Annotated in this window: 24 protein-coding genes and 1 tRNA gene; 8 read left to right on the forward strand and 17 right to left on the reverse strand. The window is 38.9% G+C overall.

The genetic code is table 11. The features are described 5' to 3' along the window. Positions 1-33: 33 nt before the first annotated feature. The 9 genes from glpK to JOD45_RS11060 all read right to left on the reverse strand — a co-directional run bounded on the left by glpK (position 34) and on the right by JOD45_RS11060 (position 8,399). On the reverse strand, positions 34-1,527 hold the full coding sequence (glpK, locus tag JOD45_RS11020; protein ID WP_205003946.1) for a glycerol kinase GlpK: 1,494 nt from the start codon (positions 1,525-1,527) through the stop codon (positions 34-36). Positions 1,528-1,545: 18 nt separating this feature from the next. Continuing rightward, positions 1,546-2,385, reverse strand: a complete 840-nt coding sequence (locus JOD45_RS11025; protein WP_205003947.1) for an MIP/aquaporin family protein — start codon at positions 2,383-2,385, stop codon at positions 1,546-1,548. A gap of 289 nt (positions 2,386-2,674) precedes the next feature. Further along, entirely contained in the window at positions 2,675-3,229 is a 555-nt protein-coding gene (locus JOD45_RS11030; protein ID WP_205003948.1) for a glycerol-3-phosphate responsive antiterminator, read from the reverse strand. Positions 3,230-3,317: 88 nt separating this feature from the next. Beyond that, positions 3,318-4,892: a PucR family transcriptional regulator gene (locus JOD45_RS11035; RefSeq protein ID WP_205003949.1), complete on the reverse strand. Its 1,575-nt coding sequence runs from the start codon at positions 4,890-4,892 to the stop codon at positions 3,318-3,320. Between the two features lie 112 nt (positions 4,893-5,004). Further along, positions 5,005-5,523, reverse strand: a complete 519-nt coding sequence (locus tag JOD45_RS11040; RefSeq protein ID WP_205003950.1) for a DUF1259 domain-containing protein — start codon at positions 5,521-5,523, stop codon at positions 5,005-5,007. An 81-nt stretch (positions 5,524-5,604) separates the two neighbouring features. Continuing rightward, on the reverse strand, positions 5,605-5,970 hold the full coding sequence (locus JOD45_RS11045) for a DUF4363 family protein (RefSeq protein WP_205003951.1): 366 nt from the start codon (positions 5,968-5,970) through the stop codon (positions 5,605-5,607). Between the two features lie 13 nt (positions 5,971-5,983). Continuing rightward, positions 5,984-6,712, reverse strand: coding sequence for a DUF421 domain-containing protein (locus JOD45_RS11050; protein ID WP_205003952.1), 729 nt, complete (start codon positions 6,710-6,712; stop codon positions 5,984-5,986). Positions 6,713-6,905: 193 nt separating this feature from the next. After that, positions 6,906-7,661: an SDR family NAD(P)-dependent oxidoreductase gene (locus JOD45_RS11055; RefSeq protein WP_205003953.1), complete on the reverse strand. Its 756-nt coding sequence runs from the start codon at positions 7,659-7,661 to the stop codon at positions 6,906-6,908. Between the two features lie 285 nt (positions 7,662-7,946). Continuing rightward, on the reverse strand, positions 7,947-8,399 hold the full coding sequence (locus tag JOD45_RS11060; RefSeq protein ID WP_205003954.1) for a TraR/DksA C4-type zinc finger protein: 453 nt from the start codon (positions 8,397-8,399) through the stop codon (positions 7,947-7,949). Between the two features lie 197 nt (positions 8,400-8,596). Between JOD45_RS11060 and JOD45_RS11065 the strand changes: the two genes are divergently transcribed. From JOD45_RS11065 to JOD45_RS11075, 3 genes are all read left to right on the forward strand, one after another. Beyond that, positions 8,597-9,100, forward strand: coding sequence for a peroxiredoxin family protein (locus JOD45_RS11065; RefSeq protein WP_205003955.1), 504 nt, complete (start codon positions 8,597-8,599; stop codon positions 9,098-9,100). Positions 9,101-9,319: 219 nt separating this feature from the next. Beyond that, positions 9,320-10,324, forward strand: a complete 1,005-nt coding sequence (locus JOD45_RS11070; RefSeq protein ID WP_205003956.1) for an NADP-dependent oxidoreductase — start codon at positions 9,320-9,322, stop codon at positions 10,322-10,324. Between the two features lie 333 nt (positions 10,325-10,657). Next, entirely contained in the window at positions 10,658-14,050 is a 3,393-nt protein-coding gene (locus JOD45_RS11075; protein WP_205003957.1) for a CDP-glycerol glycerophosphotransferase family protein, read from the forward strand. 27 nt (positions 14,051-14,077) lie between these two features. Here the strand turns inward: JOD45_RS11075 and JOD45_RS11080 are convergent, their stop codons facing one another. Beyond that, positions 14,078-14,878, reverse strand: coding sequence for a DUF3891 family protein (locus JOD45_RS11080; RefSeq protein ID WP_205003958.1), 801 nt, complete (start codon positions 14,876-14,878; stop codon positions 14,078-14,080). Positions 14,879-15,241: 363 nt separating this feature from the next. Here JOD45_RS11080 and JOD45_RS11085 point away from each other — a divergent pair, with 363 nt between their 5' ends. Together JOD45_RS11085 and JOD45_RS11090 are read left to right on the forward strand one after the other, a co-directional pair. Further along, positions 15,242-15,709 carry a hypothetical protein gene (locus JOD45_RS11085; RefSeq protein WP_205003959.1) on the forward strand — a complete coding sequence of 156 codons (468 nt, stop codon included), beginning with the start codon at positions 15,242-15,244 and terminating at the stop codon, positions 15,707-15,709. Between the two features lie 358 nt (positions 15,710-16,067). After that, a tRNA-Ala gene (locus tag JOD45_RS11090) sits at positions 16,068-16,143 on the forward strand. A gap of 120 nt (positions 16,144-16,263) precedes the next feature. Here the strand turns inward: JOD45_RS11090 and JOD45_RS11095 are convergent. Next, positions 16,264-16,560 carry a YggT family protein gene (locus tag JOD45_RS11095; protein ID WP_205003960.1) on the reverse strand — a complete coding sequence of 99 codons (297 nt, stop codon included), beginning with the start codon at positions 16,558-16,560 and terminating at the stop codon, positions 16,264-16,266. Positions 16,561-16,855: 295 nt separating this feature from the next. On the opposite strand from JOD45_RS11095, the gene JOD45_RS11100 reads away from it, so the two are divergent. After that, positions 16,856-17,734, forward strand: a complete 879-nt coding sequence (locus JOD45_RS11100; protein ID WP_205003961.1) for an SDR family oxidoreductase — start codon at positions 16,856-16,858, stop codon at positions 17,732-17,734. Between the two features lie 157 nt (positions 17,735-17,891). Here JOD45_RS11100 and JOD45_RS11105 read toward each other — a convergent pair whose 3' ends face one another. Then, a complete protein-coding gene (locus JOD45_RS11105; RefSeq protein ID WP_239549231.1) occupies positions 17,892-18,356 on the reverse strand; it encodes a DinB family protein in 465 nt (154 codons plus the stop codon). A 173-nt stretch (positions 18,357-18,529) separates the two neighbouring features. Beyond that, the gene (locus tag JOD45_RS11110; RefSeq protein WP_205003963.1) at positions 18,530-19,885 is read right to left on the reverse strand and encodes a glucose-6-phosphate isomerase; all 1,356 of its coding nucleotides are present in this window, start codon (positions 19,883-19,885) and stop codon (positions 18,530-18,532) included. A gap of 329 nt (positions 19,886-20,214) precedes the next feature. On the opposite strand from JOD45_RS11110, the gene JOD45_RS11115 reads away from it, so the two are divergent. Further along, complete coding sequence (locus tag JOD45_RS11115) at positions 20,215-20,445, forward strand: DUF378 domain-containing protein (RefSeq protein ID WP_205003964.1); 231 nt, start codon at positions 20,215-20,217, stop codon at positions 20,443-20,445. Positions 20,446-20,484: 39 nt separating this feature from the next. Here the strand turns inward: JOD45_RS11115 and yugI are convergent, their stop codons facing one another. The 3 genes from yugI to JOD45_RS11130 form a co-directional block, all read right to left on the reverse strand. Beyond that, positions 20,485-20,889, reverse strand: coding sequence for a S1 domain-containing post-transcriptional regulator GSP13 (gene yugI, locus JOD45_RS11120; RefSeq protein WP_205003965.1), 405 nt, complete (start codon positions 20,887-20,889; stop codon positions 20,485-20,487). Between the two features lie 325 nt (positions 20,890-21,214). After that, on the reverse strand, positions 21,215-23,095 hold the full coding sequence (gene asnB, locus JOD45_RS11125) for an asparagine synthase (glutamine-hydrolyzing) (RefSeq protein WP_205003966.1): 1,881 nt from the start codon (positions 23,093-23,095) through the stop codon (positions 21,215-21,217). Between the two features lie 209 nt (positions 23,096-23,304). Continuing rightward, positions 23,305-23,547 carry a helix-turn-helix domain-containing protein gene (locus tag JOD45_RS11130; protein WP_205003967.1) on the reverse strand — a complete coding sequence of 81 codons (243 nt, stop codon included), beginning with the start codon at positions 23,545-23,547 and terminating at the stop codon, positions 23,305-23,307. Positions 23,548-23,683: 136 nt separating this feature from the next. On the opposite strand from JOD45_RS11130, the gene JOD45_RS11135 reads away from it, so the two are divergent. Beyond that, entirely contained in the window at positions 23,684-24,064 is a 381-nt protein-coding gene (locus JOD45_RS11135) for a helix-turn-helix domain-containing protein (RefSeq protein ID WP_338056084.1), read from the forward strand. A 132-nt stretch (positions 24,065-24,196) separates the two neighbouring features. Here the strand turns inward: JOD45_RS11135 and JOD45_RS11140 are convergent, their stop codons facing one another. Beyond that, positions 24,197-24,448 (reverse strand): hypothetical protein, encoded by a 252-nt coding sequence (locus JOD45_RS11140; protein ID WP_205003968.1) that lies wholly within the window; start codon positions 24,446-24,448, stop codon positions 24,197-24,199. Positions 24,449-24,505: the final 57 nt, after the last annotated feature.

The following is a 24,505-nucleotide window of genomic DNA, read 5'->3' on the forward strand; positions in this document are numbered from 1 at the left end:
CTTTATTATACCGCATAAAAAGTGATTTGTAAATTATTTAAATGCCATTGCTGCTTGAACAGCTTTTTTCCATCCATTATATAATTTATCACGCTCGGAAGCATTCATTTTCGGTTCAAAGGTGCGGTCTATTTTCCATCTGTCGACAATGTCATCTTTGCTTTGCCATATCCCCACAGCTAACCCCGCTAGGTAAGCTGCGCCGAGAGCAGTCGTTTCACTGACTGTCGGGCGCTCGACAGGGACATTAAGAATATCGCTTTGGAACTGCATCAAGAAGTTATTTCCGACCGCCCCTCCATCAACATGAAGGGATTTTAATTGTATTCTTGAGTCCGTCTCCATTGCATCCAAAACATCTTTCGATTGATAAGCAAGCGATTCTAATGTTGCCCGGACAAAATGCTCTCTTTCCGTTCCTCTCGTTAAACCAAAGACAGCGCCTCTGACCTCGCTATCCCAATACGGTGTACCGAGACCTACAAAAGCCGGAACAACATAGACCCCGTCAGTAGAAGAAATTCTCTCTGCATAGGCTTCACTCTCCGGTGCGCTCTCAATCATTTTCAGACCATCGCGCAGCCATTGTATGGCAGAGCCGGCTACAAAAATACTGCCTTCTAACGCGTACTCCACTTTATTATCCAATCCCCATGCAATGGTTGTCAGCAGGCCGTGATCAGATTGGACAGCCTTATCCCCTGTGTTCATCAGCATAAAACAACCGGTGCCGTAAGTATTTTTCGCCATGCCGACATCAAAGCATGCTTGCCCAAACAACGCGGATTGCTGATCGCCGGCAATCCCGGCAATCGGCACCTCTTCGCCGAAGAAATGGTAGTCGATCGTATGAGCATAAACTTCTGAAGAAGATTTGACTTCAGGCAGCATCGATTTCGGGACGCCTAAAATATCCAACAACTCGTCATCCCATTTTAAATCATGAATATTATACATTAACGTCCTCGATGCATTGGAATAATCGGTAACATGCGCTTTTCCGCCAGACAGCTTCCAAACAAGCCAAGAGTCTATCGTTCCAAACAGCAAATCGCCTCTTTCAGCCTTTTCACGCGCGCCGTCAACGTGATCTAAGATCCATTTAACTTTAGTTCCCGAAAAATACGGGTCAAGCAGCAATCCCGTTTTTGATCTAAACAGCTCATTGTAGCCCTTCTTTCTCAGCTGTTCACAAATATCCTCAGTTTGGCGGGATTGCCATACAATGGCGTGATAAATAGGTTTGCCTGTGTTTTTGTCCCAAACAACCGCTGTCTCCCTTTGGTTGGTAATGCCAATGCCGGCAATTTCATTTGGCGAGATATCGGCGGTAGATAAAACGCCGGCAATAACCGATAATATACTGCCCCAAATTTCATTCGCATCGTGTTCAACCCAGCCTGGCTTAGGAAAATATTGTTTAAATTCTTCTTGTGAAATTTGAACAATGTCCCCCTTTTGGTTAAATAAAATCGCGCGTGAACTAGTTGTTCCCTGATCAAGCGCTAGAATATACTTTTTCTCCATTTAATATCCACCTCATTCTTATTGCTCCTGTACATTAACAGACTGTGATTCCATATAGCTTTTCGCTGGAATCTTCTTTTCTGTGATATAAGCGGCTATGATTACGATTAATAGTATAAAGCCTACAATCCAAAAGCTCAGCATAAATTCCCCAAGGAAAAACCCCTTATAACATAACGCGCCAAATATACCGCCCAATATTGGGCCCACAACAGGAATCCATGCATAACCCCAATTGGAGCTCCCTTTCCCGGCAATAGGCAGAACTGCATGAGCTATTCTCGGTCCTAAATCACGTGCTGGATTAATAGCATATCCTGTTGTTCCGCCCAGTGACAAGCCAATGGCTAAAATTAAAAATCCGACAACTAATGGATTCAATCCTTCAGTAAATTTATTAGCCCCTATAGATAATAAACCTATCACTAAAACAAAAGTCCCTATAATCTCGCTCAGCAAGTTTGAAAAGGTATGAGGTATGGCTGGACCTGTGGAGAAAACAGCTAATTTTGCAGCTGGATCTTTTGTCGCTCTCCAATGCGGCAAGTAATGCAGATAGACAATACATGCACCAATAAATGCCCCAATCATTTGTGCAATAATATAGATTGGCACTTGAGACCATGGGAATTTCCCAATCATTGCAAACGCTAACGTTACAGCCGGATTTAAATGGGCCCCGCTAAATTGTCCTACAGCATAAGCCCCCATTGCAACGCCTAGACCCCAGCCAAAGGTAATTACTATCCATCCGGAATTTTCAGCACCTGATTTTTTTAAATTAACGCCGGCGCATACACCGCCCCCAAGAATAATTAAAATCATTGTTCCAATGACTTCTCCCAGAAATCCTGACATCTTGACTGCCTCCTCGAATAAAAAGACTCACAACCAATAAGCTGTAAAAACTTTAAAAGGATTTTACAGCAGTTGTGAGTCTCATCGTCTCAATCTCGATTATTAACTTATAATAAGACTACCATACTATGAAAGCGTTGTCAATAAATTATGAAAGATTATTCATGCGTTCAATCCAAATAGGAAAAAAGGCATTTTTAATTGCTGCATTGTTCCAAGCCGCGCCGCCAAAAACGACCGTCTCAGTTTTCAAGGCGGCCGTTTTTGGCGGCTATTAAGCTGTTATAGCTTAAGCATTAAGGTGCCACAAACCTTTCAAAGATGTTGTCACAGCTGAAGCGCCGGCTTCAAAGGCCTGGCGGACATCTTCTTCTGTACGGATTAATCCGCCGGCAATCACGGGAAGTTTTGTCCGATCACGAATCTCAATAATCATTTTCGGAACCAGCCCCGGCAGCACTTCAATCACATCGGGCTGAACTTTTTCCAATGATCGATAGCTTGTTTCAAGCGCAAGCGAATCAAGCAAAAATAATCTCTGCACGGTGATAAGCCCCCGCTTCTTGGCCACTGACAAAACGTTCCCCCGGGTTGAAATGATGCCGTTCGGTCTAATTTCTTGGCACAAAAATTCCGCCGCATATTCATCGTTTTTCAAGCCATGAACGAGATCAGCATGCAGCAAAACTTTCTTCTTATGTTGGCGGGCGATATTTACCAGCGATCTTAATTGGGCTACATGGCTGTCCAAAATCACAACAAAATCATTTTTCGAATCCATCAGCCTTTCAAAATCTTTAATTTTTCTAACAGCAGGAAGCACACTTTGTGATTTAAAAATCATCCTTAAACCCCTTCTTATTTAGATTTCCGTACGATTCCAACAAGCTATATTATCATAAAGAAACGGCATCAGGATTGCAAGAGGATGATTAAGATTCATTCATCAATTCATATATGCGCACAGCCACTTCTATAGGTATGCGGCGTTCTGGTTTCATGAAATCCTCTCCAAGACAGCCCTTAATTCTTTTCAGCCTGTGATAAAGTGTTTGCCTGACAATGTATAATGCTTCAGCTGTTTTTGTCTTTGAACCTTGATGGGTTAAATACACTTTCAAAGTTGTGAAAAGCTCACGATTTTCCATTTTATCGTGATGCATTAAAGGGCCTATTTGGTCATAAATAAATCTCTGCCACGCTTCTTTGTCATTGGATAAATCCATTAATTGATAAAGGCCGTTTTCCTCGTAAAATGGGCTCAAGCGGGGATGGCGCCGCTTCCATTGAGCCGCTGACTTAGCTTCCTGGCAGCTTAACGGCGCTTCTTTTAATTGAGTTCTTAAACGGCTGACACCCGTTTCACCGCCAAGATTTAACTTCTCAATGTCATGAACAGCTTGGCGCCAGCAGCCGTTTTTTCCGCTAAAATGAAAAGCAAGGATAATTAATCGAGACGGCGTATGAGAGAATAGCGGATAAATGCCGATTTTTTTTAAAGCGATGTGCAGGTTTTCAAGTGTCTGTTCACATAAATTCCCAATATCAATATAAATGAAACGATAAGAATACGAACTTTTCCAGGGATCTCCTATTAAATCTTTCAAAGGTTCTTCATCTATTAACCGATTTTGGATGAGATCCTCGATGATTTTCTGCTCTTTTTCCCGTTTCCTTTCAACGGTCAACTGCTTCTGGAACAAACTGGCCGCCAAAACAAGTCCCGCTCGATCTGTCATGAGCTTATCCCATTCAGTCATTGCAGCACCATACCTTTTTAAATATAAATAACCAAGAGTTTGTCCCAAAACACATACAGGCTGAACCAGCCAATAAAATCCATTTCCATCTAGATACTCATGCGTTGATGGCCCGCCCCCTTGAAAACATTTATTTTTTAATTGATTCATCAGCTTCAAATCATCATGAAACATCGTTTTTGAATGGACAGGGTAACACTCATGTTCTCGGCCTTTTTCATAAAAGATATGTGCCTGTGAGTGTTCGTGAAGGAGCTTGAGGATCTGTCTTTCTCCATGATTATGTACAATCGCCTGATTAAATGCAGTTGAAAGATTGTCAATGGCTTTTAATTGATCCACGTGTTGATGAATAAGCAAGCTGTTGATATCTTGGGTAATATCAACAAAGCGAACCTCTTTCTTAAAGACAATAAGCGGAAAATGCTGCTGATTGGCATAATCCATTAAATCGCTTGAAATCTCATTTATATCATTGCCCAATTCGATGCATAAACAAGCCGCATCAGCTTTAATCAGTTTTTTCAAGTATTGGACAGGTTCTTTTTGAAAGGTTTTTAAGCCTAATCCTGTTGTCAAAATGCACTCGCCGCCATGAATAAATTTTTCAATAGACGGTACTTCAAGGATGTGTACCCAGCGGACTCTTCTTTGACACCCGCTTTTTCCTGCCACAAGCTCCGCATCGGAAAAAGACGGCCGCCTCAATAAATCATGAACCGTCAATAATCGAACCGACTGATCCATTGATTCCCCTCCCATGAATACGGCTTATTAGTAAGTCTCTGTTATTGTTTTTATCTTTTTAATTTTACAAAATTATCGCACTTGCCACAATTTAAATCAAAAAAAGAACAGCTTATTCAGATAAGCCGCTCTTATTTGTGAGGTTTATATAATGCCTATTCTTGTTTTTTTCATGGGTTTCTAATATCGCCGATTTAACGGCTTGGCTCATACGGTTAATATCGCCGACCCCTTTAAAATGGAGGAAAAAAATTCTCGGGTTTTCATCAATCATATGATTATGAAGCGCTGTTATTTCCAGCTGGCCCTTTCTTAACTGGTCGATAACAGGATTCACCTCATCGCCCAATAAAGCAAACTCGCCCATAACAGCAGTTTTATCACCGACTTGTTTAAAATTCACCATGAAGCCGATGCTCATAAAATCAGCCGGCAATTTCAATCCGTTCATTGTCACATTTAATTTTTTCCGCGGGATATTTAATTTGCATATTCCGCCGCCGCCGTTCATTTTAGTCTTAAAAACATTCTCAAGCGTTTGGCAGCTATCCTCTGATGCCTGTCCTGTTGACGGAGGAATTGACGGAAAGATCATTAAGCATAGCAAAGCAATGACTAGCCGTCTTTTCATAACAAATCACTCCTTTTATTTTTTATTTTTTGCAAAGGGAGTGATTCTTATGAAATTTTATTTTGAACGGCCTCAAAAATATCAAAACCTAATATTATACCAGTGATTTTTAAGCTCGCTAAGCTCCGCCAAAGCATCGGCTTTGTCATTAGCTTTTATGTAGCCTTTGAGCCTGGCTATATTTTTATTAATATCGTTCATTTCATCTCTTTCTGCGCCAAACTGAATTCTCCGAACAACTTTTTCCCATGCAGACTTTAATTGTTTCTGATTCTTTGCAGCGTCAGTCCATTTTTCATCAATTATATTCCTATTAACAATTTTAATATATTTTTCCACATTATCATTTTTGCCCATAGGCTGTTTAAGGAGGGGACTGCTTGCCATAATGAGTACAAAGCCGATGATCATAACCATCGGAATACAATAATATAAAAACTTCGCCAATCATGTCACTCCTTTAATTTGGGCCGGGATAATCGCCAATATCAATGATGTTTTTTTGGTTATCGCTATACTTGTCAATGAATAATTGGCCGTTTGGATCTAACAAGGCTAGAAACACTTGAGACGGATGGTTAATATATCGCTTTTTTAATTCAGCTTCCAGCCATGCACGGTCTCGATTAACCGCTTTGATATTTTCATCGATAACAACACCATCATATATAAGCTCCGTGCTTATCCCCTTATAAGGAACCGATAGATTTAAATCTTTTGGCGTGATGGGCTGATTTGCCGCTTTTTTCAATACAGATAATTTACCGTTTGTTTCGAGAACAGCATATTCAACCTCGTTAAGATCAAATATCCCTTTTTCTCGAAGTTCTTCTAATAAATCGGCCACCCGATACCTCATTTTCTTCAATGCCTTGTCCATGATACGCCCATTCATAATGACAATTGTCGGCTCGCCATCAAGAAATTTTGATCCGCGCCGCCATTTCAAAGTGATGCCCTGCAGTAACAGCCCTAAAATAACCCATACAATCAAGCCGATCCAGTGCGGAAAAGCCCGGGTCGTTAAATCCGTTGTCAATGACGCAGCAATTGATCCGATGGTGATCCCTAATATGTAATCAAAAAAAGTTAATTGGCTGATTTGCTGCTTGCCGAGAATCCGCGTTAATAATAAAAGTGTAAAAAACCCAATAATCCCCCTAACCATTACAACTAAGGTCTCATTCATTTCATTCCTCCCAAGTTGTACAAACTAGTATTATATTGCAAGGCAAAGTGAAAAATTATTCCGCGAGAGATTTTCTTCAATGACGGCTAAGGGTTTTAATAAATGCTAAAGGTAAAGTATGATTTAGAGATAAAAGAACGGAAAAGGGCTGCCGCTTTATAGTTGGTCTATAAAGGACAGCCCTTTTCAATGTTTAAAAATTCATATATGATTGTCCGCCGTCCACATTAATAGATGCTCCGACAACCCAGGAAGCTTTCTCAGATGCAAGAAACGCGACCACGTGAGCCACTTCGTCAGCGCGTCCAAAACGTCCCGCTGGAATGTTGTCTTTCACAAATTGTTTGGTTTGTTCTGGGTTTTCCTCTAATCGTCTCTGCCAGTTCCCGGTAGGATGCAGAATTGATCCAGGGGCAACACTGTTGACGCGAATCCCATATTTTATCACTTCGTCAGCAAAGCCCTTCGTAAAGCTGATCAAGGCTGACTTGGCATTATTATAAGTGATTTTGCCGCCGCTTTCCCTGCCGTAGACTGAAGTGATATTTATAATACTGCCTGATTGTTGTTCTTTCATAACGCCGGCAGCCATTTTGCTAAAATGAACATTGGCAAAATAATTTAATTCCATCGCCTCCTTGAAAGTTTCCATATCAGTTTCCAGAGCTGAACCGCCGTTGCTTCCTCCGATATTATTGACAAGGATATCGATGCCTCGATGATCTTGTACAAACTGATTAAAAACCCGTTCTCTTTCATTATGGTTAAACAGGTCTGCCTGATAGACAGCGACGCCTAATTGATCTTTTATTTTGTCTAATGCTTCCCGGCCTCTGGCAACCACGCCGACAGCGGCGCCCTCTTCTCTTAAAACCTCGGCTGCCGCGGCGCCAATGCCTTTCGACCCGCCTGTAATTAATACCTTTTTATCTTTTAATCCTAAATCCATTTGCATGACCTCCTGCTGAAACTAACTGAAACTAATCCTATTGTAACTTATTTTCGTATTTCCTAAAAAAATTCCGTCTAAAAAATGGTTTTAAGGTATAAAATCTGGAATCTTACCCCATAATAAAGATAAGCTGAATATCTTCTCCCCCTTTATTTTGCCCCTGATATGCTTCAGGGGTTTTTTGTTTTTTGTCAAGAAAAAGCATCCAGCTTCTTTGATCAATGTCTGCTTCCAATGCACCATGCGTGATCTGTTTATTTAAAGCAAATCACAAAACGTTTTTCATTTAAATGGATAACCAGATTTCTCTATATGATGATGCTCCTCTTCAATTCGCTTCATTGTCCTATTTTTTGAGTCTTCTATTTTTCCTTTTGGTTTTTGCAGGCGGCTTGTTGTTGATTTGTCAGATTCACCGGTGTCCCTATGGCTATCAAGCTTCTCTTGAGCTTCTTTTGTCCTTTTGGCATATGACAAAGCTTTAAGACATTCATAAGGAATATCTTCTCCCGTATCAACACAAATCCCATAACCGCCTTCTTCTATACGTTCCCATGCCTCATTAATTTCTTGAAGTTCATTTTCAATAAGCATCTTTTCCGATATGACCTTTTCGCGATCCACCATATCTCCCGCGGAATCAACCAAATGATTATCAACCGAAGACATCTCGCTTTCATTTTCTAAATCCGGCCGTTTACTTAACAAAGTTATTAATTGTTTTTGTCTAGCCATTAAGTCTTCCTTTAATTCGCTTATTTGTTTTTTTAGTTAATGGCATGGAACCACTCACCTTTATCCTTTTTTGTGGTTTTCCCGCAGCCATGTATTGTCTAAACATCATTTCGATGTTTAATTTTTGATAAAAAGAGGAACAGTAATGATAGATCACTTTTATCAGCATGGTTTTTCCATAAAAAGGAGGAAACAGCATGCCTAGATTGAAAATTGGCGAAAAAGCTCCTGAGTTTAATCTTATATCAACAGACGGCGCATTTTTTTCTTTTAAAGATCACTTAAAAGAACACAAAAGCTGGCATATGATTGTCTTTTTTAGAGGTGAATGGTGTCCGGCGGAAAGAGATTTTCTTTCAGCGCTGCAAGCGGATATTGATAAATTTAAAGCACTGGATACTCATATCATTGCCATATCATCTGACGAAATTGACAGACTTAAAGAACTTGTTGAAAATCAATCCCTGGCCTTCCCCGTCTTAAGTGATAATGAACGAAGAGCGGCGAAGGGCTACGATATATTTGTTCATGGTGAAGACGCACCGTATGCGGATCACGCAGAGCATATAGAACCGGCCATTTTTATCGTTGACGATCACGGCAATCTGCTGTTTCAGCAGCTGCAAAGCGGACCATTCGGCCGGCCAACGCCAATGAATTTGCGAAAAACAATTAAATATATACGTGAAAATCTTAGATAAGAAGGCTGTTCAAGGTCTGTTTCCCTGACTTGAACAGCCCTTTTTATTAATGAGGTTTAGGTTTAGACATTGATGACCCGCCAACCTCTTTGATAAGCAGAGCGATGCCTCCCAAACTGCTGTAAGCCCGGTGAAGAAACAGAATAACTGCTGCGGCTGCAAAAAAGAATTATAATGGTCATAGGATGTCAAAATTTCAATTAAGGAAGGTGTCATCATATGGCTGCATACAAGGCAAAGCAAATCTTATTAGCCAAGCGCCCAAAAGGCATGCCAACCCTTGAAAACTTTAAATTCCAGGAAATTGATGTACCGGAACCTGCGCTTAATGAAGTTTTAATCAAAACGCTGTATGTGTCAGTAGACCCTTACATGCGCGGCAGAATGAGCGATCGCGAATCCTATGTGCCGCCTTTTGAGCTTCATAAGGTTATTAGCGGAGGCGTCGTTGGAGAAGTCATTGAGTCTAAATCACCTGATTTTAACAAGGGGGACTTTGTGGTCGGTCAACTGGGATGGCAAACTTATCAATTGGTCCAATCCGAAGAAATAAGAAAGATTGATGAAAACCTCGCACCAATCACTGCTCATTTAGGTGTTCTTGGCATGCCTGGTTTAACCGCTTATTTTGGCATGCTTGATATTGGGCAGCCTAAGAATGGAGAAACCGTTGTTATTTCAGGTGCAGCCGGAGCCGTTGGAAGCACTGCCGGACAGATTGCTAAGATTAAAGGCGCGCGTGTCATCGGTATTGCCGGAACGAAAGAAAAGCTTTCTTTTCTAAAGAATGAGCTTGGTTTTGATGAAGTGATTAATTATAAGGAGTATGACGTTTACAAGCAATTAAAGAACGCTTGTCCAAACGGCATTGATGTTTATTTTGATAATGTCGGGGGAGAAATTTCTGACGCAGTGATGAAACAAATAAACCATCAAGCGAGGATTGTGATATGCGGACAAATTTCTCTTTATAATCTTGAAAAAGCCGATGTTGGCCCGCGTCCTCAAACTCAGCTTGTGATTAAAAGCGCGTTAATGAAGGGGTATATCGTTTCCGATTACGCTTCACAATTTAAAGATGCTGCCGAAGAATTAGCCCAATGGATGCAAGCTGGACAGATCAAATACCGAGAAACAATCATCGAAGGATTTGAACGGATTCCTGAAGCGTTTCTCGGTTTATTTAAAGGAGATAACATCGGAAAGTACCTAGTCAAAATTTAAAGCCGGGTTCCCCGGCTTTAAATTTTGACTAGGTAAATAGAACTAAATACAAAGACCTTCATAAATTAACAAATGTTTCAATTGTATTTCGCAATTTTAATGTATGTTATGTATTTAATATTTTATTAAATAACATGTAATGAATTGCAATGTTTATTACACAAAAACAAATGAATTGAAAAATAGAAAAGGGTCATAATCTGATAACATGTTACTAAAATCGACCAAATAGGACTAAACCTACATAGGATGCCAAATTCGGGCATCATATTTTCATTTTATAAGGGAAAATGTTTAGTTTATGTTTCGTTTATTTTGAGGTGAAGTGTTTATATGGATGTCAAAGACTCGTTAGGAAGATTAAAAAAGAGGTTAAGTAAAAAGACGGTTAGAAAAAATCCTTTAAAGCAGCGTCTAATCTTAAAACAGAAGCAGCGCCAGCTATATATCAGCGGACGATTCTCAAGAAAATCTTATCAAGCGAAGGAAATATGGATTCACTCACGGACAGATGACCGAAAAATCTTATTAGCAAATATTACGCCGTCTTCAAACTTTGAATTTAAAATTAACTTGGACGATGTTATTCACTATGGTGAATCAGAAGAAACAATTTTTGATTTTTATATTAAAATTCGAACGCCGATCAAGCATGTCAGTGAAGAAAGACTAGAAAAAGTCAAAAACGATTCGGATTATGGTTTATTAAAGAATGGTGAGCCATTTATTGAATACGCCATACGATTGGGAAGGTTTGCGGATACGAAAGTTGAGAATATCGAAAAAGTAACCATTGATAACTACTCATTAATCGTATATACGACAAAGAACGGCAATCTATCATTAGCTTTTAATAAAGAGTTAAAGCCCGTAGCATCCCATCATATAAAACAATTAAAGATAAAAAATAATCGGCTGACTTTTTTCGGGGAGCTTTTTACTGGACACTCCCGTGTGGAAAGCGCTCATATCATATTGCGGGGGCGCGATACAAACATTGAGAAAAAAATCCCGCTTATCCTGACATTAAAAGAAAATCATCAAAAAAATAATGGACTGCACCAATACCATTACAAAACTGATATTTCCTTAAGTCAAATGTTTAATGTCAAGGAACTTGAAGAGGATATATATGACTTTTTCTTTTATTTAAAATACCATGACCAAGATGACATGACACTGGTTCGGATCGGTAAGCCGCGCTTTATTGCACGTCATTTTATCAAAGGCGGATATATTACAAACAAAGATACAGTTTTAGTTATGACGCCATATTACACTTTTAAACAATTTAATCTTTCACTCCAAGTGGATGAATTTGATCACGATACCTTTAAGTATTTGCAGAAAATGCTTCGTTGGGCTTGGCTCTTAAGGCCTTTTTACAAAAGAAAGAACATTTGGCTTGTAGGCGAACGTTCGTACAAAGCCCAAGATACGGGGTATCACTTTTTTAAGTACATGCGGAAAAAATATCCAAAAAGACATGTTTATTATGTCATTGACAAAGATTCTCCGGAACTGAAGAATATTAAAGATTTGGGTCATGTCCTCTATTATAAGTCGAAAAGACATGTTCTTTATTCATTAATGGCAACAAGAGTTATCGGTTCGCATCATCCCGACTATCTGTTTCCTTTACGTACAAAAAGGTTTCAAAAAGCTGTCAAAGCAACCAAAGTATTTCTTCAGCATGGGGTTATGGGAACAAAAAACATGGTTGCCAATTATGGAAAAAAAGCGCCCGGGTTTGATACGGATTTATTTCTCGTCAGTTCAGAATTTGAAAAAAATATGATTGTTCAAGATTTTGGATACGATCCTCGAGAGGTGGAAATTACCGGTTTATCACGTTTTGACAGTCTTTTAGCGAACAATGTCAATATCAAAAGGCAAATATTGATTATTCCAACATGGCGCGATTGGATTGTGACCGAAGATACTTTTTTGGAAAGCGAGTACTTCGAACGTTATATGCAGCTCATTCATAATCCAATGCTTCATCAATTATCGCGGGACTATCAATTCGAGATCATCTTTTGCCTGCATCCAAATATGCAAAAATTCACTTCTTACTTTACAAGCGCGCCTGTTCGAGTCATAAGCCAAGGTGAAGTAGACGTACAAAAACTGTTAAAAGAAAGCATGTTAATGATTACCGATTATTCAAGCGTAGGGTTTGATTTCAGCTTTTTGCATAAACCGATCATCTATTATCAATTCGATAGAGAGCGATTCATCGGCCAACACCCTTCGCACCTTGATTTAGATAATGATCTGCCGGGGGACATAGTCAATAGATTATATGATATTTGCCACCTCGTGAAAGAATATGCCGAAAATAACTTTAAAATGAAAGATGAGCATAAAGAAAGAGCTTCAAAGTTCTTAAAATACAGGGATTGCCATGCAAATGACCGGATTTACCAAGCCGTTACAACATTTAAACCAAAAAGACAATACTTTAAGGAGCTATTTGAAAGCGACTTTTGTCTGACACTTTTTAATAAATTCCGCAAAAGTAAGCTCTATTTCCCGGCAATGAAGGTGTTTTACAATCTTGCAAGACGCCTGCTTCCAGTGAATCAACAGCTTATTGTCTTTGAGAGCGGCATTGGAAACCAGTATGCTGACAGTCCTCGCTATATTTATGAAGAATTAGCGAAACGCGGTCTAAAATACAAGAAAGTTTGGGTATATAATAAAAACATCCGCTTTAATGATCCGGATACAATCAAAATTAAAAGACTGTCACCCCAATATTACTATTATTTGGCCAGAGCAAAGTATTGGGTAAACAATCAAAATTTCCCAACCTATATAAAAAAGCGGAAGGGCACAACTTACGTTCAAACATGGCACGGTACACCTCTTAAGAAGATGCTTTTTGACATTGATCATATTCAAGGCAGAAATCCTGATTATTTAGAACGTGTCTATCAGGCAACTTCTCAATGGGATTATCTTATTTCGCCAAGCCCTTATGCAACTAAGGCTTTTTTAAGCGCATTTCATTATCGCGGAAAAGTCCTCGAAATAGGCTACCCGCGCAACGATATATTCTATCGAAAAGATAAAACGGCCCAGGCCGATAAAATACGGCAAAGGCTGAATATCCCAAAAGATAAAAAAGTCATTCTGTATGCACCGACATTCCGGGACAACCAAACAGCAAAAAATAATAAATTTACTTTTGATCTCAATTTAGACTTTGAAAAAATGAATGCTTCATTGGGCGATGATTTTGTCTTTTTATTAAGAATGCACGTCGTCATCAAAAACAAAATTGATATCCCGGAAGAATATCAGGATTTTATATATGATGTCTCGGAGTATTCCGATATTCAAGAGCTGTACTTGATATCAGATATTCTTATCACAGATTATTCTTCCGTCATGTTTGATTTCGCAAATCTAAAACGTCCGATTCTTTTTTACACTTATGATCTTGAAATTTACCGTGATCAGTTAAGAGGATTTTACATGGACTTTGAAAAAGAAGCACCAGGTCCATTTTTGAGGAACACAAATGAATTAATAACGTCAATCCTTAATATCGATCACATTAAAAGGCATTATCAGGCAAGGTATGACCGTTTTAATGAAAAATATTGCGGTTTAGAAGATGGGTTGGCGACGGTTCGTCTAGTTGATGCCATTTTTGATAAAGAAAGCGAAGAAATCAAAGATCAGCTAACAAAGACAAAGCATGCCGTAAATATTTAACGTGAGCAGGATTCTCCTTAAATGTTCTTATGAAAAGGAGAATCCTGTTTCATTTTTGCTTTCCGGCTCTTTTATGAGAATCCGCAGCTCCATCCAAGGCGCTTTTTTGTATGTCTCTATTAATCCTTGAGACGCCATGTCTTCCTTTTGTACACATTTGTATTTTAGAGAAATGGTGAAATGGCTGATAAAGGGATAAGGGGTTAAAGAAACGGTTTGTCTGTCTATCCATCTAACATCAAACGTTTCAGATCGGGCGAATTTGAAAGTTTCCGGTACAGGTATGCCGTTTTTAAACCAAGGGTGCTCATGCTTTTTTGATGCGCCTGGTTCATTTAAACAAAGGTATAACGATAAGGAATCGCAAAACCTGAGTAAATCATAATGAAAAATAAAGCTGTTTTGATTCAATGGACTGATTTGCTGAACGATCCGCTTCTGCCTTTGCTTTTCCAAGTGAACAAACCCCTTTGCTTCCGAAGCATTTTCCTCCTCAACAAACCGCATATAATGGCAGCTTGAGAGCAATCCGGCATAGGCATTCATCGCCTCTGTTTCATCAATGCCATGTTTATAAAAAATAAGCTTTGTATTTAAAGGATAATTTGAAAAGGAAAAGGGCTTACCTGTTTTATCATCAATAAACGGTTCACTGTCCGGTCCAATCCAGCCGCGATCATGCTCACTAACAGCCGTCACCACCTCTTTTTTCTTTTCTTTGCCGGAAAAATAATCCTCCCTCCACGACCGCGCAAATTCTCCGGAAATGCGTGCATGATCATCTTGGCGAATCATAACAAACTCCGTATCCCGCTCTCTTACTATCATTTAAAGACCTCCAATTATGATTAACAATTTGGAAACATCTTTTATGAAGAAGCATAGAAACCATTTATCGCGAATATTATTCCGCTTATAATCCTATTCCCTGATTACAAAATATTTAATCCTGTGCTTTATATGGTTGACATGAATTAACATGTAAACCTCATTGTTTCGGCGTATTGATTATCATTTTAATTCGACCGCCAATAAACTATAGAAAATTTTATAACAAAACTACGTTTGTTATGATAATTTAGAATAATTGGAAATTTATCTTTTTAATCATTGCAATTTGTCAAGTGCATATTATATAATGAAAACGAAAAATGTTAAAACTTTGTGAACATTTGAAAAGGAGTGATGAACATGAGCATGGTTTTGTCAAATAAACATCATCAACTCAAACCAAACTTAGCATATTATATCACATCCTTTCTAGCCACATCAGCAATCTGCGAAATCATTCTAATCTTGATTTACGGAACCTTAATGGATATGGGGATCATGGTACCATTCTTTATTGTTTTAGCAGCACTTGCAGTGATACATGCTATTGCTTACACCGTAAAATTAAAGCAATTCACTTCTTCCATGAGCAATGTTATCGAATCTCTGCCATTAACCAGTGAGCAGAAGCACTATTTAGCGAACGAGCTCAAAAAGAAAACAAGAAGAATGCACAAACAAGATGAGATTTGCCAAGTTCTTTTAGAATTAGTAAATAAAATCGAAAAGAACGCTCATTTAACCCAAACAGAAATTAATGCAATTAATAAAATTGTATTCGGCAATTATCCAATTAAAGCAACCATCAAAAATGATTTGCACGGATAATTAAAGCGCTTCCTTTGGAAGCGCTTTAATTTTGTCCGCTCATTTATTACACTTTATCGTTTTCAGAAAGATGAACTGTCATTCATTTATCTGCCACAGGTGTTTAAACATTACTGCTTCGATTGACTTCATGCATCGATTGACTTCATGCAATGAAAAAATTAACGCCTTTTCAAAAAGGCGTTAATGGTGTACGAATCAGGAGTCATATTATGAAACTGTAACTTTATTAAAAAATTCGTTACAAACTTGTTTTTATTGGGGTTCTATTACAAACTTTTTTATTAATAATTAATTTTTCATGAGATTGTTGACATGTCACTATTAGTATGATAAATTATTACTTGTCGGAAACAACGGGGCATTAGCTCAGCTGGGAGAGCGCTACGCTGGCAGCGTAGAGGTCAGGGGTTCGAGCCCCCTATGCTCCACCATAACAACGCCTATTCGAACACAGATTCTCCAAGCGGGATACTGTGTTTTTTTATTGTAACAATTTTAACAAATACTTTTCACTGCAAAAATAAAAAGCACTTGGCAAGTGCTTTTTATTTTTACAGTTTTAACATAGAGGCAAGCCTTATTAAGATATAACCGATAGCACTATATGCAATCAATGCGAATACAGCTGACAGATCCAATATATACCCTTTACTGATTTCGACAGGATGAAACATTCCCTCAAATGGTCGAAGCAAAGGCTCGCTTATTGTATTCAGCCACTGAACAAACGGCACGTTCGAAGCGCCGAATAGTTTGATAACAATATAAAGGGCAATTATAATTTGAACAATGCTAAGAATAATATTAATGATTTTAGCTAAAAATGATTGTTTCGCATTTTTTGTCATCTTATAACACCTCTTCCCCTTTAACACTAAATGTTTCGTATCATAAACCGATAAATGACAGTATATGTGTTAAAGAGAACATTCAACAATCCGTTTCAACCCTTTAATCACTTTATTTATTTTATCATTGGATGACCTTAAGTGTCACTCTTTAACATGTTCTTTTCATTCATGATGGCTTCTCCATTTCTTATATCAAATTTTTTATTCACTCTCCAAAGTTTTTCATCATGTTTGTTTTAGACAGATCGCTTTCGGGAAAGTTAAGGACAAAATAAGTTAGGAGAGATGAATAATGGCGGATAATAAACCATTAGAACTTACGACTCAAGAACCTCAGCACGGGTATTTACAAGCTGATATCCAAAAGAATATGGTTCCTCATTCTGAAACCGACAATCCTCATTATGTCGGCAGCGGCAAACTAAAAGGAAAAACTGCTCTTATTACCGGCGGCGACAGCGGTATTGGCCAAGCAGTCGCAATCGCTTATGCAAAAGAGGGCGCCGATGTTGCTGTTATTTACTACGAAGCACACAGCGATGCGGACGATACAAAAAACTTCGTCGAACAGCTGGGACAGCGCTGCTTAACAATTGCCGGCGATATTGGTGATGAAGATTTTTGCCAGCAAGCCGTTAATCAAGTCGCCGAAAGCTTTGGACGCTTAGACATTTTAGTGAATAATGCCGGGGAGCAGCATGTTTGCGACCGCATACAAGACATTACAAAAGAACAGCTCGACCGCACCTTTAGAACAAATATTTTTTCCATGTTTTATTTGACGAAAGCGGCGGTCGATCACCTGCCCCCTGGAGGCACAGTGATTAATACCGCATCCATTACAGCCTATAAAGGCCACCCAACTTTGCTTGATTATTCTTCAACAAAAGGGGCTATCGTTTCTTTTACCCGTTCGCTTTCTCAAAACCAAGATATTTTAAATAAAGGCATAAGAGTTAACGGTGTCGCTCCCGGTCCTATTTGGACACCGCTCATCCCGGCAACTTTTACAGAAAATCACTTAAACCGCTTTGGCAAAGATACGCCGATGAAACGCCCGGGACAGCCGAAAGAACTGGCTCCTGCTTATGTCTTTCTTGCATCCGATGACTCCTCTTACATGACGGGACAAATGCTTCATGTGAACGGCGGCACCATTGTAAATGGTTAAGTTTAACGAGCGGAAAAGCCTTTGCTCTTTTGCCGGATGACTCTCAGGGCATCGCAGCATGAGTTCACAACATACATAAGCAAGCGGAGAAAAAAGGCGATTTTCTCCGCTTGCTTTATTTTATCGGGATTATCGGACTATCCCTTTCAATATAAAATTATTTATCTGCACTGACTATCTTGCTTTGCGTATTAATGACACCGTCATGCAGCCCTTCATGATAAACGCTGAACGTTAACAATTCGCCGATTGTCTCAAAACCTTTAAACGGTTTGTCTAATTTCTGATCTAGCTTTCCTTTGCATACCTCACGAATCCAACCCGGTTGGTCTTTTAAAAATTTAATGAGCTCTTCTTTTGAAGGCGGCTGTTCATTCCAATCAGCAGGGCTCGTATCCTTCGCAAAATAAGCTAAATAATTGCCGGGAAGATTTTGTGTCATTGAGCGCAAACCATTGGCAAACAAGTCTTGAATCGTTAGAATATGTCCTGCATTCCAGCGAATATTGTTTCTGAATCCTTTAGGTATAACATCCCAATCTGATTCTGGAATTGATTCTAAAAGTCCCGCTGTAGCAGCTCTTACAATGTCTAATTGCTTAAAAACGCTCTCCTCATTCATCAAAAAATCTTCACTCCTTTTTTCATTTTCATCTTTTATTCAAAGATGTCTCACGTCATTAATATAGCATGAATAGTAAGAAAAATGCTGATCATTTGCTTCACTACATTCAAAATCCTGCTTCATAACTAATAAAAAGCGCCCTCCTGTTTTACAGCAAGAGGGCGTTAATTTTATTGATTTAATCGTTTTTCAAGCGCTTCTTTTTCAGCTTCAAACCCTGGTTTACCAAGAAGGGCAAACATATTCTTCTTATAAGCTTCAACACCTGGTTGGTCAAATGGATTAACGCCAAGCAGATAGCCGCTCATCGCACATGCTTTTTCAAAGAAGTATACAGTATAACCGAAATGATATGGCGTTAACTCAGGAATAACCACTTTAAGGTTTGGAACGTCCCCGTCAGTATGTGCCAAGAGTGTACCCTCAGCGGCTTTTTTATTGACAAAGTCCATTGTTTTTCCTGCTAAATAATTGAGTTTATCAAGATTTTCCGCATCTTCTTCAATGATGATTTCTTCCCGAGGTTTTTCAACTAATACGGCTGTTTCAATCATTTGACGGCGGCCTTCTTGCACATATTGTCCAAGGGAGTGCAAGTCTGTTGAAAAATCAGCAGAAGCCGGCCACAAGCCTTTATAATCTTTGCCTTCGCTTTCGCCAAACAACTGCTTCCACCATTCTGAGAAGTAGTGTAATCCTGGTTCATAGTTCACTAATAATTCCATTGTTTTGCCTTTGTTATACAGAACATGACGTGCTGCTGCGTATTGATAGGCCTGATTTTCTTTAAGGCTTGGAACGCTAAAGTCTTCTTGGGCATCGCGTGCGCCTTTCATCATTTCATCAATATCAATACCGCTCACTGCAATCGGCAGCAAACCAACAGCCGTTAGAACCGAATAACGTCCGCCTACATCATCAGGAATAACAAATGACTCATAACCTTCATTATCAGCTAAAGTTTTTAAAGCGCCCTTCTCTTTATCTGTGGTCGCATAAATGCGTTTTCTCGCTTCTTCCTTACCGTATTTTTCTTCAAGGAAACTGCGGAAAATGCGAAAGGCAATCGCAGGCTCTGTTGTCGTTCCGGATTTAGAAATAACATTGACAGAAACATCTTTGTCTTTAAGGACCGCAAACAGTTCCTTTGTATAAGTTGAACTAATGCTGTTCCCAACAAAGAAGATTTGCGGTGTTTTCCGCTCTTCTTTATCCAATAAGTTGTAGAAGGAATGATTTAACATTTCGATGGCAGCCCTTGCGCCCAAATAGGAACCGCCGATACCGATGACGAGAAGAACATCAGAATCTGATTTGATTTTTTCAGCCGCTTTTTTTATTCGGGCGAATTCTTCTTTATCATAATTAGTGGGTAAATCAAGCCATCCTAAAAAGTCGCTTCCTTGCCCTGTTTTATTATGAAGTGCATGGTGTGCTGCTTCAACAGCATTAGACAAGTAGTCTATTTCATGTTGAGAAAAAAAAGGTAATGCTTTACTGTAATCAAAAGTCACTTTTTTACTCATATTAATGCCCCCAATATGTAACGTTCTTCTTTTAATTTACAAAATGGTCTTTCTTAAAGCAAATAATTGGTTTGTGAAAACGCGTACACTTTAAAAATTTTACAATGAGAATATTGACATTTATCTTTCAAAAGAAAAACTTAATTGATTTAATAAGCAAATTAAACCTTAATCTTTAATAATATGCGTAATAACATCGTTTTTTATCATTTTTTCTTTCATTTAGATCATAGATGAACCTGGCATAATAAGGGATGCGAATAAATTATTCTTACTAAAGAAACGCTATTAAAGAAATGAATCTTCTTATTTAAGGAGGCCTTTATATAATGAATGGCTTACAGCGTACCGCTTTAGCGATCCTTATTATTGGCGGCATCGATCTAGGACTTATTGGATTCTTTCGTTTTGATCTTATCGCAGCTATTTTCGGCGGTCCGGCTGCCGTAGTATCAAGAGTCCTATATGGGATCATTGGAATAAGCGCCTTGTATTGCTTGACTTTACTATTTAAGCCGTCAGAAGCATTTGCTGCCGATCCAGATCCAACAACAAAATAGGTGATCAGATCATTAAAAAAGGCAGCCTGACAGGCTGCTTTATTTTTTTAAGCGCTTATTTAATTGGGCTTGGCGTTCATTAGATTCTTTTAACCAATCTTTTAATTTTTGTTCAAGCGTGTTGAAGCCAGGCTTCGATGATGATGAAGGTTGACGCTTGTTAGTGTTTCTTGGCGCTTTTTGAACCTTTTCTTCAGGCTTTGGTAATGTTGAACGGATAGATAAAGAAATTTTGCCTGCTTCTTCATCAATTGATAAGATTTTCACCTTGACAACATCGCCGACATTAAGAAATTCGTTGATATCTTTAACATATTGATGGGCAACCTCGGAAATATGAACCAAACCTTGATGATCATCATCTATAGCAACAAACGCCCCAAAAGGCTTAATGCCTGTTACCTTGCCTTCGATGATGTCTCCAACATTATAATTATCCGACATGAAAACAACTCCTAACAATTTATACCGGTGTGAGGCATCCGCCAATCTCTTATTTAGGAGCAAGCCTAAATAGGAGCCGACAGAGCTGACCCCCCGATTTATTTATCTGACCGCCAGCAGGAAAATGCCTGCTGACGGAGGTTTCACTTTATTAACTTTTTAATTATAACATAGGAAAGAACAGAAGACAAAACCCTATAAACAAGAAGGAAACATTCGTTTAAGAAGATTGATCATTTAACACGATTTTTCATGTCCCGGGAAATATTTCACATGTTTTTGCCATGTATGGTCGAAAAAAAAGAGACCTGAAAAGGTCTCTTTTTTATGCATGAACTAATTCATGATCAAAGGTTATCGACTTTTCGATATAAATTTGATGCCAGATCATAAAGACAAGCACTGTCCAAATCTTTCGGCTGTTATCACGCTTGCCATTCTTATGGTCTTCCAAAAGCTTTAAGACATAGGATTTGTTAATAAATTCTTCTGTTTGGCTATCTCGAATAATATTTTTAGCCCAATCGTATAATTCATTTTTTAACCAGACACGGATCGGAACAGGGAATCCAAGCTTTTTCCGGTAAAGAATTGAATCAGGAACAATGCCTCTCATTGCTTCGCGCAGAGCAAATTTCGTTGTTTTTTCTGCCGTTTTTAGTGATGCAGGAATAGATGAAGCGACATTAAAGACTTCCTTATCAAGGAACGGCACCCGCAATTCCAGTGAATGAGCCATTGTCATCCGGTCAGCTTTGACTAAGATATCACCTCTCAGCCAAGTATGCATATCAACATATTGCATCTTTTCAACGTCTTGATAAGATGCGGCACGTTGATAGATCGGCGATGTGATATCAGTAAAATGTCTGGTATCCTGATGTGTCTTCAAGACGAATTTTTTCTCGTCTTCATCAAACATAAAGGCATTGCCTATATATCTCTTCTGAATCGGCGTACAGCCGCGCATGAAATAGCTTTTTCCTTTGACATCATCCGGAAGCATTTGTGCAATCGCCTTAATCGCTGACTTTCCTGGAGATGGAATCTTATTAAACCAGTTTAAAGCAAGCGGTTCGCGATAAATATTATAGCCGCCGAACAGTTCGTCGGCCCCTTCTCCGGACAGGACAACTTTAACATGTTTGCTGGCTTCTTTCGCCACAAAGTACAGCGGAATAGCGGCAGGGTCTGCGACAGGATCATCCATGTGCCAAATAATTTTCGGCAATTCATTCACAAAAGCCTCTGGAGTGATAACAGTATGTATGTTCTCTACTCCAAGCTTTTCCGCAGAATCCTTAGCAATATCAATCTCGCTGTAGCCTTGGCGCTCAAATCCTACCGTAAATGTTTTGATGGCTGGATGGAATTCTTTAGCCAAGGCAACGATGCTTGTTGAATCGATGCCGCTGGAAAGGAACGCGCCGACCGGCACATCACTGCGCATATGAATTTTTACGGAATCCCTTAATACGTTGCGAATTTTTTCCTTCACTTCATCTAATGTCTGATTAACCGGGTGAAATTCCGGTTTCCAATAAGCTTGTACCTTGAGTTCATCACCGACTTTTTTCTTTAAGTAATGGCCCGGCTCCAAACGCTTAATAGATTCTGCCATTGTATAAGGTTCTGGAACAAATTGGAAAGTCAGGTAATGCTGCAAGGCAGCTTGTGAAACCGGATCAGTGTCTTTTCCAATTAACAAGCTTTTCTTTTCAGATGCAAAAAATGTGCCGTCTTCTGTTTCCATATAATAAAACGGCTTAATGCCAAACGGATCTCTGGCTGCGTAAAGTTCCTTTTCCTGCTTATCCCAAATGACGATGCCGAACATGCCGCGAAGCTCTTTAAAAGCCTCTTCCCTTTTGTCAGTGAAGAGCGCCAAAATCACTTCAGTATCAGATGTTGTTGCAAATTGGTATCCTTTATCTTTTAAGGTCTTTTTTAGCTCTAGATAATTATAAATTTCACCATTAAAAATAATATGATAACGATCATTTTCGTACGAAAGCGGTTGGTGTCCACCCTCTAAATCAATGATGCTCAGACGCCTGAATCCCAGCTGAACAGTATCATCCGTATAGAACCCATCATCATCAGGGCCCCTATGAGTAATAATTTCTGTTCTTTCAGGCATTAAATTCTGTTCGTGATCATTTGGTTTTAGTAATTTATTTGAAATATAACCAACAAATCCGCACACAATGATTGCCCCTTTCTTTAGCCCAAATCGATAAAAATTTAGGCATCATCTCCTAAGTTTATCACTCTGATAAAAACTTGCCTAGATATATGTTGATTTTATTTTTACAAAATTAGTATCATCCTTTATTTTAACGTTATATATATCGTTATGCCAATTTCATTTATGGTGATATTAAATTAAAAAAAGACGCCTCAGGGGATAATCCCCTAAGGCTTTGACTCAACTTCCATAAACAAATCATCAATCGGAACATTTAAAATAAGCGCAATATTTGCCAGCATTTCTGCTGATATTTTGGTTTTTCCGGTTTCTAAATAAAAATAACCGTTGGGACTCTTAAATCCAAGCTGTTTTGACATATCATTCAACGACAATTTGGAAGCTTTTCGAAGTTCCTTTATTTTACCTAAATTAACGACTAATTTCACCGCCGCATCTCCTTGCCACATTGGTAACTTTTTAACCTATTTTACTTCATAAAACAAGATATATCAAGATTTTTTATCCTTTTTGGCAACAATATAAGTATAAAAAATTTATCATGATAAACTTTCTGAAAGTATAAGAAAAAAAACAAATGAAAGGGTGTTTCCTCTGATAGGAAATACACTTGGTTCTAGAATTCGTTTTCTTAGAGAAAAGCATGATCTTTCTCAAAAGCAGCTTGCAAAGCTTCTTGGCATCAGCAACGTCCAACTCAGCCGTTACGAATCAGGTGACCGGAAACCCGATCCAGAAATGATTGCTGCATTTGCAGAATTCTTTAAAGTCCCGACTGATTTCTTATTGGGATTAACCTCAACGACAGTTCAGGAAAACGCTTCTCTTTATTTAAGCCAAGAGGACATTAAGCTGATAAAATCCATTAAAAATGCTCCTGAAATTGAATCCTTTATTCATGATCTTCTAAATCATGAGGAGCTCTTTCATAAATTAAAAAAAATCTATCTCATCCTAAAAGATTGAAAAGCAGCAAAGGCGATAAAATAACCTTTGCTGCTTTTAATTTAACTTAACACCTGCCGCCGGCAAACCAATAGCCTGACCTGTATAGAAAATAGCCGCCGCCGATAACTAAAATGATAAACAATACGACCCCTAGTGCAAAAGCTCCGCCCCTTGGCCGGGGAGGACAACAATAAGGTTGAGGGGGACAGTATGTCTGGCAAGGAGATGGCGGTACGGCCGGCGAACAGGGAGGTACTGCTTTACATTCATAACTTGGTTGATAACATGCTTGCGGCGGCATATAACATGTTTTGCACCAATCACAAGATTGATAAGGTGCATAGACGACTGAATCAATGTCGCCATACATTTTATTTGTATAAGCTGGATACCCATATCCATAGTTATCTGCCGAATAACAAGGGCAGCTCCTCAAACCGCTATTCAATATCAATGCCT

The sequence above is a fragment of the Scopulibacillus daqui genome, assembly GCF_016908855.1.
Classification (GTDB): domain Bacteria; phylum Bacillota; class Bacilli; order Bacillales; family Sporolactobacillaceae; genus Scopulibacillus_A; species Scopulibacillus_A daqui.